We start from the raw sequence: 14,788 nt of genomic DNA on the forward strand, positions 1-14,788 counted from the left end.
GAGACTGGAGAGAAAAAAGGAATCGAAAAAATTGCCAACAAAATAAGGATGTTAAATGAAAAATAAAGTTCAAATAAACGATTGTAAGCTACCCCTAGATAGAACTGCTCATTTTTCTAAAACTTCATCAAAATGACCTCCCCCAAAATTAGATGCCGGTCATAACTAGAGAGGCCGGGCTATTGACCACCTCCAATACTAGGCATCAAAAATTCGTTCATAACGATTATCCAATAAACCAATATATGCCACTTTCATTTTAGGGGACAAAAAGGATTTGTCAATCCAACGCAGGGCATCCTTTTTCTTTTGCAAAAATCGTTTGAATACGCCTTCCGTTTGTTTTTCCGTAAGTCCTATCTTCTTGGCAAAGTTTTCAAAATGAATCCGCTTTAACTTACATTTCTTCCCTTCCATGGTCAATGCAAGTTCCTCGGAATCATCAGGGTTCACAATGGAGACATTAAGCAGATCATAACCTGGGGAAAGTATCCAGCCGGATGGGGAATCCAGCATGGAAAAATTCTTCAAGTGCATATCATTGTTGCCCGTTAAAAAACAGAACAAGGTCATCTCAAACAGGAAAACCATATCCAACAAAGTATTGGCCGAATGCTGGTGCAGTGCCTTTCCAACCTTTTCCATGGAGCTTTTATATTTATCATAGGCCTCCGTAATCTGGAACATATCAAGCATATGGATTTTTTGTCCCTCATCCGTTCTGTCGATTCGTTTTGTGATATAGGACAACTCGCCGGATTTTAATCGTATCAAACTGGAGGGAACGGTCTGAATACCGAATGATTCCGCGATGCGCATGGTCAAATGTTCGTTCGCTGGCATTTCCGGATATTCATTTGATGGAGGTTTAAAGATATAATGGCCTCCAAGGGCACCCACCACTGTCAACCGAAATTCTCCGGTATGGCCTGCTTCATCAAACAGGGACATCGATAATTTGGGTTGCACACCTGGTACGGAAACACTTCGCTCTACCACATTTTTGGCCAGTTCGGACATTTGATCCAAACTATACTCCAATTTTGGCGCTTCCTTTTTACCAAAGAAAGCCATAGCGCACTTTTCATGAAAATCAAGATTACCCTCCAACGCTTCATAACAGTATAGACACTTATGCTTCATGGTTGTTAATTAAAGGTTCCACGCTCACTGCTCCGATACAATTCTGACAGCAGGCCAACAATAGTCCCATCCTATCATTCTTGTTCAATTTCCAGTTTTTTGATGCAATGTTCAATAGCCAACCTTCCGGAATCAATCCCTCAAAAAACGGAAACAATCTATTGTCCCTGTAGGGTTCCATTCGGACAGGCATCGAGAAGGTTATGAACTGGTCCGGATATTGTTCCACGTAATCTCCATCGTATTGGAATACATAGTCCCCATCATCGGTTTCCATGAGCTCTCCGGCCTTGATGCCATCATATAGTATATTGGCTTTTCTCATTGGGCTTTTGTGTTTTCATTATCAATGGCATGTAAAGGAACTGCAGCAAGGGTATGTCCAAACATTCTCAAGACCAGATTGACCTTGTCCATATTTAGATTTGTTTTCCCCTGTTCTATTTTTCGCACTACGGTAAGGGCAACACCGGCGCGTTCAGCAAATTCTTCTTGCGTCAGGTTTACCTCGTTCCTACGGGACTTGACAAACTCGGATAACTTATACATTATATGCATTTAGATATAAAACGCGTCAAATATATTAAATTATATGCAAAAACATATAAAAAAGTATTTTTTAATAATATTATATGCTTTTACATATAAAATAATTATTGCCCATTGGGTTCATAGTACGGCTCAAATTCAAACTCTATCAAAATGAATTTCATTTGATCAACCAAAAAGTTATCAAAAATGATTGATTTTCTTAATTTTTTTACACCCCTATTACACCTCAAACTCTGGAAAGTCCTATAAAACAAGGAAAAGTATATATTGCATCGGGAAGTAACTTCTTATCATTTGATGTATTTGTCAACTCATTACAATATGAAATTCAAGTATTGCCAATGACACCTAGGTTGATTTTCACTATGATCCATACAACAAGGTAAACAAGCTTCGTCATTGCTATTTCAGCCTACAAAGAGCCCTAAAATGTTGAGCTATCAACTCAAATATGAGTATCTTTCTGGAAAATAATCAACCCCCACTTTTTATGGGAGACCAAAATGAAAAGTAACACGTATGAAAGAATTCAGATTTAGCAAAAAAGGGATGCTTTGGTCCCTTTGTTTTATTATGGCCAGTATACAATTGATGGCCCAGGAAACTGTACAAAAGGACAATCAGTCCAAGTTTAGTTCCTTTATGTATCGGCAAGGTTCGGTGTACCGTTCCGCCTCTGGAAAACCAGGTCCAAAGTATTGGCAAAATGCCGCCGATTACACGATTAATGCCACCTTGAACGAAGACACGGATGTATTACAGGGAACCATCGTAATCAACTATACCAACAACAGTCCTGAGGCTTTGGATTTTGTTTGGATGTCCTTGGAACAAAATAGGTTCACAGAAACATCAAGAGGTACCTTGACCACCCCGATTGGTGGCAACCGATATGCCGGTGACACGGATGGCGGTTATACCATTTCCAACCTTAAGGCAAAAACAGGCAGAAGAGGCAGTGTTTCTTCAAAACACCTGATTACCGATACCCGAATGCAGGTATTCCTAAATCAACCCATACCTGCCAACGGAGGAACAGCTGAAATTTCCATGGATTTTTCATTTAAGATACCTGAGAGCGGTATGGATAGAATGGGACAACAGGAGACTAAAGAGGGTACCATCTATTCCTTGGCCCAATGGTATCCCAAAATGTTGGTATTCGATGATGTGAAGGGTTGGAATATTGAGCCCTATTTGGGAGCTGGTGAGTTTTATCTGGAATATGGCGATTTTGATTACAGCATTACGGTTCCCTATGATCACATTGTGGTCGGTTCAGGAGAACTTGTGAATAAAAGAGAGGTGTTGACATCCCAACAGTTAAATCGCTGGGACAGTGCTTCCAAAAGCGATGAAACCGTATACATCATTACCCCTGAGGAAGTGAACAATCCATCGGTCACCCGTCCCGTTCAAGAAGGAAATGTCACTTGGCATTTCAAAATGACCAATACCCGTGATGTGGCCTTTGCTACTTCAAAAGCCTTTATTTGGGACGCTGCCAAGATAGATTTGCCCAGCGGCAAGACGGCAATGGCACAATCTGCTTATCCATCTGAATCCAGTGGAAACAGTGCTTGGGGAAGATCTACGGAATATTCCAAAGGAGCCATTGAACATTATTCCCAAAAGTGGTACGAGTACCCTTATCCCGTTGCCACAAATGTTGCATCCAATGTTGGGGGCATGGAATATCCAGGACTTAATTTTTGTAGGTTTCAAAGTACTGGACGCGGTCTTTGGGGGGTTACAAACCATGAATTCGGTCACAACTGGTTCCCCATGATCGTCGGCTCCAATGAACGACTGTACCCTTGGATGGACGAAGGCTTCAACACCTTTATCAACCAATACGCCACCAAAGCTTTTAATAACGGTGAGTACAAATCAGGACAGACCAGTCCACGAAATTCCTTGAATTATTACACCAATCCGACCCGGCAGGGTATCGATACATATCCTGATGTTGCCCTCAGCAGGCTAAATCTAGGTATGGCTGCGTATAGGAAGCCCGCCTTGGGTCTTACCGTGTTACGTGAATATGTCCTTGGAGAGGAGCGATTCGATAATGCTTTTAGTTCATACATAAAGACATGGGCCTATAAGCACCCTACTCCTGCAGATTTTTTCAATCATATCGAAAATGTGGCCGGTGAGAACTTGGATTGGTTCTGGAAGGGATGGTTCTATGGCAATGAGAATATTGATTTGGCCATCAACACCGTAGCACCCAATGAAGGTGGATATATTGTTGTTTTGGACAACAAACAAACGATTCCCATGCCAGTGAAGCTGTTGGCCAGCTATGAAGATGGCAGTACAGAACACATTGAGCTTCCTGTGGAAATCTGGATGAAGGGAGATAGTTGGAACTATTTCTTGAAAACGGATAAATCCCTTAAATCCTTGATCATAGACCCTGAACGGATTTTACCTGACATCAATAGCTCAAATGATTCTTGGCCTGTGAGCATTAAGGTCATTGAAGACTAAAAAACAATCCATTAAAAAGTAAAACCTGTACCCTTAAGTACAGGTTTTTTTATGGGTTTCATCAAAGGATTCCTTGTAAAAAAATCAGACCATAAAAATCGGTTTTTATATCAATTTACTACTCCGATACTTGCATTTAAGCTCCAGTACGATCAAGTCGATAAAATTCCTCCAATTGTGAATTACAACTAAAGTTTACATTTAAATCCTTCACAATCCCCGTACCTATTCCATAAACCCAACCGTGAAGATAAAGCTCATGTCCATCTTTCCAGGCATCTTGGACGATTGACGTCTTGGCCAGGTCATAAACTTGCTCCTTTGTGTTCAATTCCACAAAGCTGTCAAATCGCTTCTTTTTATCCTCTATTTGATCCAGTTCCTTATGATGGTGTCTATATACATCTCTAATATGACGAATCCAATTATCCACCAATCCATAAGATTGATTTCCCATGGCCGCCTTGATACCTCCACAGCCATAATGGCCACACACAATAATATGCTTGATCTTGAGTGCATTGACGGCATAGTCAAGAACACTGAGCATATTCAAATCGGAGTGTACGACCATATTGGCAATATTTCGATGTACAAAAACCTCGCCCGGGTTGGCCCCTATAATTTCATTGGCTGGTACTCGACTATCGGAACAACCTATCCATAACAAGGGTGGTTGCTGTCCATTTTCCAATTTCTTGAAAAAATTAGGATCACTTTCCAATTTGGACTGCACCCATTTTTTATTGTTCTCCAATAAGTTTCTATAAAAATCTGTTTTCATAAGACGTTGGTTATATCAATGCTCTAGATGAAACACTTGATGCCCGAAATATTTTCTAAAACTTTCAGGATTGTCCAGGGTCTCCCTTTCCGCAATGAGTTTAACGTTAATATTGTTGTTTTTGGCCTTGATCGAGAATTCATCCAGATATTCAAGGATATCATAGTCCAATACTTTGGTTTTTCTAAAATCCAGTTCCAAAAAGGAATTTTTTTTCAGAGCATCCAATTCCTTCATTATGGGTCCCTTGTTGATAAATGTCACTTCCTCTGCAAAATTGATATGGAAAAGGTTCTTCTTGCCCTTGTATTCCTTGATGAGCATATGGTGCGAATTGTAATAAGACTTTAGAAGGACCACGATCAAACCCACAGTCAATCCTACCACAATTCCTTTCAACAAGTCCGTAGCTACAATACCCACTACAGTCACAATAAAGGGGATGAATTGTGCCTTGCCCAATTTATACATCTGTACGAAGGATTTTGGGTTGGCAAGTTTATATCCAATTACCAGTAGAACACTGGCCAATACAGCTTGTGGTATAAGATTGAGTAGCCTCGGAATTGCAACAATGCTCAGCAAAATCAAAAAACCGTGCAGTATAGCCGATAATTTCGTCATAGCACCACTCATTACATTGGCCGAGCTACGTACAACAACCTGGGTTACCGGTATACCCCCGATTAGTCCGGATACGCTATTACCTATCCCTTGGACAATAAGCTCCCGGTTCGTAGGGGTTTGCCGTTTTTGAGGGTCAAGCTTATCAGTGGCCTCTACACTCAATAATGTTTCCAGACTAGCGACGATGGCTATGGTAAAGGCGGTAACATAAACTGAACCATTGGTCAGGGATGAAAAATCAGGTAAGGTAAATTGACCAAAAAAAGAAGATACATCCTTAGGAATCGGAACATTTACCAATTGACTTGCTTCCAAGGCGAAAAAACCGCTCGTACCCATGGTAACATAAATGAGAATTCCAATAATGACTGCGATCAAAGGTCCTGGCACAAGTTTGAAAATCTTGTTTCGTTTGGCCAAAATACCGTCCCAAATCAATAGTATGCTCAAAGAAATACCGGTTATCAGGATTGCTCCTGGGGTTATATGGTTGTGCAAACCACTTAAATCGATACGATCTGTATTTACATTACCGGTAAATCCAAATGCAAGAGGTATCTGTTGTATAAAAATCATTATGCCTATGGCACTGAGCATCCCTTTAATGACGGCTGAGGGAAAATAGTAACCGATAACACCTGCTCGGAATATTCCCAATAAAATTTGGATGATTCCAGCTAAAATTACGGAGGTAAGAAAAAGCTCATAGCTCCCCAAGTCTGCTATTGCATTTAGGACGATAACCACTAGACCTGCTGCAGGACCACTTACTCCAATGGAGGATCCTGATAGATAACCCACCAATATTCCCCCTACCAATCCAGCGATAAGACCGGCAAATGGTGGGGCGCCGCTTGCAAGAGCCACGCCAAGGCATAAAGGAAGTGCTACAAAGAAAACAACTAAACTCGCTGGAAAATCTCTTTTCCAATGATTGAATAAGTTCATGAATATGTAATTAGGAATATTTTAATTGGGCCATCACAAAAAATTCATGAATGGTAGGGCCCAAAAGATTTGTTTAATAAGATGCCAGAAACATTCCTCGACATCAATTTCGGTTGGAGTTAAGCGGTGTATTTTATCCCAAATGTTCCGGAGGGGGTGTGGGTTGGGAAATCCCCATTAATTGAATAACGGGAACAAGGTAAGCATGTGAAGTAGTCAACTTTTCGGATATAATGTCCGTAATCAGTATGGTGTGTTTTTCGATTATCCCCAACTCAACAATATCCTCATCAGAAGGTGATTCAGAATCATTTTCACCATCATGACCTTCCAATTCAAAAACGATGGCAGGATCATCCAAGTAATTTAGAATCAATTCATGAACCAAGCCTGACATAAAAACAAGGGCCAAAAAGCTTGGTATAATATGCTTGATTTTGATTATCAATTACTAATCCTATTTACTGATTTGATAAAATATTCACAACAAAAGTATGTTTATTCAATAAATACTATATTAAAATAGTGTTAAATAGGAACACGATTAAATATTTGATAATAATAAAGCCACACATTACAAAATCCACAAAATTTTAAATTGGTAGTATGTGAATTTCAATGATTCCATTTTTGGGAACCCTGTTATTTTTTTTTGGTATTGAACCAATAGCTAATACCCACGGACCAATAAAAAACGTTTTTTAGGTCTTCTTGGTAAATAGCATCATCAGTTGTCAGGGTTGCACTGTTCTGGGGAAATGCCCAAATGGGTGTAAAGGATAGTATAAACTGATCAAAATGATACTGCATAGGCAAACTCAATTCCATATTCAGGACATTGAATTCCGATGCTTCGGAAATTTGCACTGTGGTCACTTCGGTTCCTGAGTCCGTGGAGCCCCCCTGTCCACTACCCTGCCCACCACTGCTACTTTTTCTATTGCCCAATCGGTTGGTAGTATAATATTCCTCATAAAAATACTGAGAGCCTGCATAGACAGAAAATCTGGGGGCAATCAAAAGATGTTGATCAATAGCATAAAATGTTCTGTCCAAAATGGCCCCAAGAAATATATCGGGAGAGCTGTTCTTGTTGAAATAAGAACTGGCATACAAAGATATTTCGGCAAGTTTAAAATCATAGCTGACCAAGCCTGTAAGGTCTGCCACTACTTCCGATTGCACATTGTAACTGGCATCGTTATAGAAATAGGCCGTTCCAGAAACCCCTCCGCTCCAACGCTCGGAATTGAACAAATATCCCCCTGTAAAGTAAAAAAGGTCAACCCGCTGCTCCTCCGAACCAGTAAGGTATGAAATCGTAGCATCGAGAAATAAACCGGATTTGTCATAATAGCCTATGGACGGTAAGAGGTACGGGGCCGCAACAGAATCTCTCCTCCCCATAAAAATAGCATCGTTCATATAGCTCAGGTCCATTAAAAAATAAGAATCTTCACTATTGGAATTTCCTTTTTCGGTCTTTTGGGAGAAAGCATCCATAACGACCAACATCAAAATCAAACCTATGAAAAAACAACGTTTCATGATGTACTATTTACTAAGGAACAATGGGCTTTGCCCCTGAAATTTGAAGCAAAGCCCTGTATTCAAATCCATTAGTTTATGGCTCCCTTTTTCTTAAGAGCACCTTTGTTCATGGATTTTTTTGACTTCATGTTCTTCATGGCCTTCATGTTTTTTTGCAACACCATTTTACGATGTTTGTACATGTTTGTGAATTTCTCACCGGCCAGGTTCAAGCATTCCCCATCCTGAAGCCTTAACTGCTGACGATCTTGATTCATGTAGGTTCCATCAGGGTTGATGGCCATTCCATTGGCAAGTTCAAGTCGTTGCTGCAATCTGTTTTGTGATTGTGTCCTGATTTGATAGACATCACCATCAATAAGCATCAATTGATACCTGTTTTGGTTACGTTGTTGAATCTGCGCATCGGTAAGCCCGTTGTCAGATTGCATCATTTTGTAACGGTATTGATACTCATTACGGTACTTGACCCCATCATTATCCAAACATTCGCCATCTTTTAACCTGAGCCTGTCACGATCTCGGGTAAAATAAGTTCCATTTGGATTCACAACCGTTCCATCGTTCAGCGTAATGGGATCTTGCAAACGAATTTGGTCTCGATCGCGAATTTGAAGTACATCGCCATCGACCAACATTAAACGGTCTCGGTCTTGGTCGGGATCTTGGACCCTGTCCCTATCCCTGTCCTGTGCCATCAGTGTCACTGGTCCAAGAACAACGAACACCAATGTTAACATTTTTTTCATGGTACTCGTTTTAAAAATTACAAAGACTAAGGTAGAGCCAAGGTTCAGGCAATCCTATGACACAGGTCATCAACCAACTGAAAAACAGAAATATGGAATCAATCTAAATATTATCCCCGAACCACATAATTGATTTTGTCCACTCCGGTGTTACCTGTTTTGGAATTATAAGCGTAGACCGTGATTTGATAATACCCTGCTTCGGAAATGCCCAGAGTGCCTGTAAATGTGTTTTGGGCTGGATTGTCCAATGAAATTTCCGCAAATGCAGCTCCATCCTTGTGAACGATTGCCTTCACTTCCATAAGATCGGAATCCCAGATACCATCTTTTTGAATCGGGCAACCACACATCATCACAATATTGGCCTCTATTGACAAACCTGCTTCGGATATGGACTCCAATGCAATATATTGATGGGTATTGGGCTTTAAAATATCAATTACAAAACCGGGAATCTCGACCACTACCCCATCCCCTAGAATATCTTTCCCTGGGATGAGCCAAAGTTCGGTACTGGCATGAACCTGCGCATTTTTTTTGTTTATCGGGGAAAGCACTTCCACACGCACAAAAGTGGGCTCATCGATATCCACTACGGCCAAAAAACCCGCAGTTTTGTCATCGGAAAGTTGGGTATAGCGTTCGTGGGCACTTTTCATGATCAAATCGGTATTGCCCGTTGAGCCAGTGGTATTTCCTTCGGCCAAAATTTCACCATTGACCGCATTCCTGACAATTACATGCGCCCCACCTATGGAACTTCCCACAAACTTGGCATCTTTTGCCTTTGCCCGAACCATAAGTTTGGTCTCTGTGGCAAATGCATTCATACAAATGGATAGTACAGCTAGGAAGAGAATTGATTTTTTCATTGGATTTATTTTTCAACCCTAAACTTACTAATTTTTTAAGGTAGAAAAGGGCTTAAAATGACAAAACCAATTATTCAAACTTTAGATTTTAGCCTTCAACCGTTTCAGTTCCAAATCTGCAGCCTTGATAAGATTCCTAAGGTAATCGGTGTCCTCTTTGGGAGAGGATCGTGTAATATGGTATTGAGAACTTTCGATAAGTCTTTGGCAATAGGAAATTTGTTCTTGTAACGAACATTCACAAATCGTTTGACCATATAAATGGTCCAATTGATGCAAAGAGGCTCTAGGGGGATTATTTTTAAGAAACTTGAACATATATATACTGGATTTCACAAAAAAAGCTTCAAAAATCAAGCCAGAACGTTCTTACTCACCTTCAATCCGAAGCATAAATCCTCGACGGCTTACATTAACGATACTCAGTTTTGGGTCTTGGGCGAGGTGTTTACGTAGATGGGAGATAAAAACATTAAGGCTTTTTTTGTTGAAATAATCATTTTTATCCCAAACGGTGGTCAAAATCTCTTTATGGGTACACAAATGGTTCTTGTTTTTGGCCAATAAAGCCAACAGATCAAATTCTTTGCCCGTTAATTTTATCGGTTTTCCTTGATAGCTCAGTTCAAAATTGTCCATGTTCAACAGGTAATCCCCAATTTCATACTGGGATACCTGAACCTCCTGTTCCGTATCGCTGACCAGTCTGGACAGCAAGGCATTGATACGAACCACGAGCTCTTCCTCGTCAATTGGCTTTTTCAGATAATCGACCGCGCCCAAAGAAAAACCTTTTAAAACATCTATTTTAAGGGAACGGGCAGTTAAAAAGATAAAGGGTAGCTCTGGATTGATGCTCTTGATTTTCTGTGACAGTTCAAATCCGTTCATGTCAGGGAGCATCACATCCAAAATGGCCAGGTCGAACACATTCGTCTTTGTTTTCAATATGGCTTCGGATGCATCCTTTGCCCAGGTAACGGCAAAATCTTTCATCCCTAAATATTCAGAGAGCAGATACCCAAGTGAATTATCATCCTCTACCAGAAGTAACTTGTATGTTTTATCCATGTTTTGTCAGTTTTAGGGATATGGTAAATGTGGTTCCTTCTCCCAATTTGCTTTCCACCGAAATTTTTCCACGGTGCATTTTAATTATTTTTTGCACATAGTAGAGCCCTAGTCCGTAACCCTTTACTTTGTGCACATCGCCGTTCTTGATCCTAAAATATTTTCTGAATATTTTGTTGGTGTCTTCCTCGGCAATGCCCTGGCCATTGTCCGAAATAGTGATGAGCAACCTTCCCTTTTGGATATATGCGGTTAGCTTGATTTTAGGGTCATCGGAATACTTCCGTGCATTCTCCAAAAGATTGCCCACTACATTTTCCAAGTGAAACTGCTCTGCCCTAATGTAGTAGGGCCCTTCCCCCAACTCATAATCAAACTCGATTTCTTCATATTGGGCAAGCAGGGCAAACCCCTCGCAAATACGCACTAAATCTGGCCTGAAATCGATTTCCTTGAACTGCAACAGTTTTTTCCCGGATTCCATACTGGCCAGCTCCAGAACCTTATCGATATGTTTTTTCAATCTGTTCGATTCCGCTCGAATCATATCCACTACCGCTTTTTTATTGTCCGGAACATCGTCTTCCAAAATTTTACTGGCCAATCCTATCGAAAAGACCGGGGTTTTGAGTTCATGTGTCAGGTTATTGATAAAATCATTGGTAGTGGTATTGATGCTTCGTTGCAAATAGAAGGAACGCAACACCCACACGACAACGATTACGATCATCAAAAGAAACAACAACCCTGGGATGATCAACCCACGTATTTGGCCCAAAAAATAGTTGTTCAGGTCCTCAAAACCGATTTCGAGAACAACTTCCTTTTCCAATAGTTCGGGCAAATATCCTTTGATTTGGATGGGATAGGTCAAATTTTCATCTGCCTTGAGATGCGGTTTGACCGAACTTAAATACGTAATGGAGTCCCTAGAATACAAGGTATAGGAAAAAGGGGCGTCGATTCCCGAAACATTCAATTGATAGGAGATGTAATCGTTCAAGTAATACTGAGAAGCTTTTTCCAAGCTATCCAGACCTATGTTCACTTCTGAAGTATCCTTTTGGATAGCATTTCCAAGGGTGTAGGTCAACGAATTTACCTCGGACAGTTCACTGTTGATATTTTGTCTGGCCCTGTCCATTTTATCGGAAAACTGTGCTTTGGCCAAGCCCAATCCAACGCGTAGATATTGGTATTGCACCACCAGAAGGCCGACAACGGCAATCACAAAAACAATAACATACAGATTTCTCTTGGTCAGCATACCGCTAAATAAACAAAAATATACCAGCTATTTACCCAATGGTTAACCCTATTAATCTTTCATTAACCTTTTTGGTCTTTCGTTAACCCCTACGAACCGAATGAAGACTTAACTTAGCTTTCGAGTTTAGTTAAAAACATATATAAGTAGCGAATCCAACGAACCGACTTTTCAAAAGTCGGTTTTTTGTTTTTATAGACTCCGCATTCTGAATTTATTCTTACTCTCATCGATTACATCTGCATATCCATTATATTAGCACTCCAAATTTTAATCATGTTCAGTTTTTTTCAAAAGAAAGTACACTTGGTTGACCATTTGCATGGATTGGTGGACATTCATAATCATATTCTTCCTGGTATAGATGATGGTGCTAAAACAGTTGATGATTCCTTGGATTTAATCAAAGGATTTTCGGAGTTTGGAGTGACCAATTTTATCTGTACCCCCCACATCATGCACAACATGTATGACAACACACCCAATACCATTAAAAAGGCTTACGAACAGCTTTCAATTGCACTGGGCAAAAACGGAATGGAGGATACTGGAATAGCCTATGCTGCTGAGCATATGATTGATGATAATTTTGAGCAAATACTGGAAAATCGTGAAGTAATGCCGTTGGGCAAGGATTATTTACTCATTGAGATGTCCTATCTGCAACCCTCCTTCAATTTTAATATTGCGGCAGAAAAAATTACGAAGGCCAAGTATTTTCCAATTTTGGCACATCCAGAGCGTTATATGTACTTTCATGGAAAGTATGGGAAATACGAATCCATGAAGTCTAAGGGAATACTGTTTCAGCTCAATCTACTTTCACTTACCTCAGATGCCTATGGGTCAGGAGTTCAAAAAATTGCCGAAAAACTCTTAAATGATGGGTTGATTGACTTTGTGGGGTCTGATATCCATAATACTCGACAGCTGAATTTGTTAAGGGAAGTAAAAGTGTCCAAAAGTATTTTGGACAAACTCCTTCCTGTCATGGAAAACACTATCCAATCTTTTTATTAATAAATAGTTATAGGTTCTTCTTGTAGAATTGATTTTTCAACAATACAACCTATTGGATATAAAAATTCAACCCTTTCCACTTGAAAAGGGTTGATTAAACAATTTAACTTGATGGTAATATTGTTCTATTTTCTTATAATCAACTGTTTAAGATAGGTTCTTCCGTCGGTTGCCAATATCCCCAAGTGATAGACACCTGCCTGTAGACTGCTCACCGGAAGTGTATAATCCCTGTACCCATCCAGATATTCAGATGGATTGTAGGACCGCACCAATTGACCGGTCGCATCGAAGATGCGTATCTCAGAAAGGTCATGTTCCAATGACTTAGTTGAAATAGTTACCTGTGTTGCTCCCGGGTTGGGGAACAGAACAATGTCGAAAGGAACGAACTTGCCATTAATGCTGGATTGTGGTTCCAATTCCTCTTGCGAATCAAGCGTTTCCGAGGAACCACCTTTTGCTGCCAAGCCTGAAACTAGGGAGAAATTGACGGTCAAGGGCTCTCCCATGACCCCACTACTCGTCGTACTGCCGTTATATGCCGTGGCCGTAAGGGTATAGTCCCCCAAAGGCAGATCTTGCTCATTATAGTTGCCCGATATATCCCCGAATAAAGCATAAGGGGCCACACCTTCCCGACGGGAAGCAGTAACCGGACCGGTCAATTCCAAAAGTACTCTTCCCGGTCCTCCCAAGGTGTTCGCCCGAACGTTGAGCGACTGTCCGCCCGTGGGGCCCAAGTCCAATTGTTGGCCATTGAAAAGGTTAAACAGGTCGGTGTCCGTACTGGCATCGACCAAGGTAAAACCAACTATGCCCTCGTTAATGGGACCTGTCACGTTTATGGTAACGGTATCCGTATCGCTCTGCCCGTCAGCATCGGTAACGGTGAGAACGGCATTGTAGGAGCCCACATTGGCATAGATATGGACCGGGTCGGCCTCGTTCGAAACAGCACTGCCATCACCGAAGTCCCATTGGTAACTGCTTATCCCAACATCGTCAAATGAATTGCTGCCAGTGAATTGCACCTCCAATGGCGCATCGCCTTCCACTTGGTCCGCTTGGACCAGTGCCGAAGGAGGGTCACTTTGTGGCACGGTGACAGTGACAACCACCGTATCGGTATCCTGTTGCCCGTCCCCATCGGTAACTGTCAGCTCAGCATTGTAGCTACCTGCGTTTGTATAGGTATGGGAAGGGTCTGCTTCGTTCGAAATCGTAGTACCATCCCCAAAATCCCATTGGTAGTTGCTTATTCCTATATCATCCAAAGAATTGCTGCCCGTGAAGTTCACTGTCAATGGAGCCTCTCCCGATACCACATCGGCCATTGCCACTGCGGTGGGAAGACCTCCTGTGCTGGTCACTACGGAAAAATTGACGGTCAAGGGCTCTCCCATGACCCCACTACTCGTCGTACTGCCGTTATATGCCGTGGCCGTAAGGGTATAGTCCCCCAAAGGCAGATCTTGCTCATTATAGTTGCCCGATATATCCCCGAATAAAGCATAAGGGGCCACACCTTCCCGACGGGAAGCAGTAACCGGACCGGTCAATTCCAAAAGTACTCTTCCCGGTCCTCCCAAGGTGTTCGCCCGAACGTTGAGCGACTGTCCGCCCGTGGGGCCCAAGTCCAATTGTTGGCCATTGAAAAGGTTAAACAGGTCGGTGTCCGTACTGGCATCGACCAAGGTAAAAC

At 41.3% G+C, this 14,788-nt stretch carries 14 protein-coding genes; 2 read left to right on the forward strand and 12 right to left on the reverse strand.

The window, feature by feature from the left end; all coding sequences use genetic code 11:
* Positions 1 to 198: 198 nt before the first annotated feature.
* Genes PY092_RS11225 through PY092_RS11235 form a run of 3 tightly spaced genes read right to left on the reverse strand, consistent with a single transcriptional unit; the run spans position 199 to position 1,692 of the window.
* Positions 199 to 1,143 (reverse strand): HipA domain-containing protein, encoded by a 945-nt coding sequence (locus PY092_RS11225; protein ID WP_275615916.1) that lies wholly within the window; start codon positions 1,141 to 1,143, stop codon positions 199 to 201.
* Positions 1,133 to 1,468, reverse strand: coding sequence for a HipA N-terminal domain-containing protein (locus tag PY092_RS11230; RefSeq protein ID WP_275615917.1), 336 nt, complete (start codon positions 1,466 to 1,468; stop codon positions 1,133 to 1,135). Before PY092_RS11230 ends, PY092_RS11225 begins: the two co-directional genes overlap by 11 nt.
* Positions 1,465 to 1,692 carry a helix-turn-helix domain-containing protein gene (locus PY092_RS11235; protein WP_275615918.1) on the reverse strand — a complete coding sequence of 76 codons (228 nt, stop codon included), beginning with the start codon at positions 1,690 to 1,692 and terminating at the stop codon, positions 1,465 to 1,467. Before PY092_RS11235 ends, PY092_RS11230 begins: the two co-directional genes overlap by 4 nt.
* Positions 1,693 to 2,214: 522 nt before the next feature.
* On the opposite strand from PY092_RS11235, the gene PY092_RS11240 reads away from it, so the two are divergent.
* Positions 2,215 to 4,191 (forward strand): M1 family metallopeptidase, encoded by a 1,977-nt coding sequence (locus PY092_RS11240; protein WP_275615919.1) that lies wholly within the window; start codon positions 2,215 to 2,217, stop codon positions 4,189 to 4,191.
* 136 nt (positions 4,192 to 4,327) lie between these two features.
* On the opposite strand, the gene can is transcribed toward PY092_RS11240, so the two are convergent.
* From can to PY092_RS11280, 8 genes are all read right to left on the reverse strand, one after another.
* Positions 4,328 to 4,975, reverse strand: a complete 648-nt coding sequence (can, locus tag PY092_RS11245) for a carbonate dehydratase (protein ID WP_275615920.1) — start codon at positions 4,973 to 4,975, stop codon at positions 4,328 to 4,330.
* 15 nt (positions 4,976 to 4,990) lie between these two features.
* On the reverse strand, positions 4,991 to 6,550 hold the full coding sequence (locus PY092_RS11250) for a SulP family inorganic anion transporter (protein WP_275615921.1): 1,560 nt from the start codon (positions 6,548 to 6,550) through the stop codon (positions 4,991 to 4,993).
* 133 nt (positions 6,551 to 6,683) lie between these two features.
* Entirely contained in the window at positions 6,684 to 6,998 is a 315-nt protein-coding gene (locus PY092_RS11255) for a hypothetical protein (protein ID WP_275615922.1), read from the reverse strand.
* Positions 6,999 to 7,192: 194 nt separating this feature from the next.
* Positions 7,193 to 8,098: a hypothetical protein gene (locus PY092_RS11260; RefSeq protein ID WP_275615923.1), complete on the reverse strand. Its 906-nt coding sequence runs from the start codon at positions 8,096 to 8,098 to the stop codon at positions 7,193 to 7,195.
* A gap of 71 nt (positions 8,099 to 8,169) precedes the next feature.
* Entirely contained in the window at positions 8,170 to 8,850 is a 681-nt protein-coding gene (locus PY092_RS11265; protein WP_275615924.1) for a DUF6799 domain-containing protein, read from the reverse strand.
* Between the two features lie 110 nt (positions 8,851 to 8,960).
* Positions 8,961 to 9,725: a hypothetical protein gene (locus tag PY092_RS11270; RefSeq protein ID WP_275615925.1), complete on the reverse strand. Its 765-nt coding sequence runs from the start codon at positions 9,723 to 9,725 to the stop codon at positions 8,961 to 8,963.
* Positions 9,726 to 10,094: 369 nt separating this feature from the next.
* Positions 10,095 to 10,796, reverse strand: coding sequence for a response regulator transcription factor (locus PY092_RS11275; RefSeq protein WP_275615926.1), 702 nt, complete (start codon positions 10,794 to 10,796; stop codon positions 10,095 to 10,097).
* Positions 10,789 to 12,063, reverse strand: coding sequence for a sensor histidine kinase (locus tag PY092_RS11280; protein WP_275615927.1), 1,275 nt, complete (start codon positions 12,061 to 12,063; stop codon positions 10,789 to 10,791). The genes PY092_RS11275 and PY092_RS11280 overlap by 8 nt, the downstream gene beginning before the upstream one ends.
* A gap of 276 nt (positions 12,064 to 12,339) precedes the next feature.
* Between PY092_RS11280 and PY092_RS11285 the strand changes: the two genes are divergently transcribed.
* Positions 12,340 to 13,083 carry a tyrosine-protein phosphatase gene (locus PY092_RS11285; protein WP_275615928.1) on the forward strand — a complete coding sequence of 248 codons (744 nt, stop codon included), beginning with the start codon at positions 12,340 to 12,342 and terminating at the stop codon, positions 13,081 to 13,083.
* A gap of 125 nt (positions 13,084 to 13,208) precedes the next feature.
* Here the strand turns inward: PY092_RS11285 and PY092_RS11290 are convergent.
* Positions 13,209 to 14,788, reverse strand: a 1,580-nt coding sequence (locus PY092_RS11290) for a PKD domain-containing protein (RefSeq protein WP_275615929.1), incomplete at its 5' end; no start/stop codon positions are given.

This window comes from Flagellimonas yonaguniensis (assembly GCF_029193885.1).
In the GTDB taxonomy this organism is placed as follows: domain Bacteria; phylum Bacteroidota; class Bacteroidia; order Flavobacteriales; family Flavobacteriaceae; genus Flagellimonas; species Flagellimonas yonaguniensis.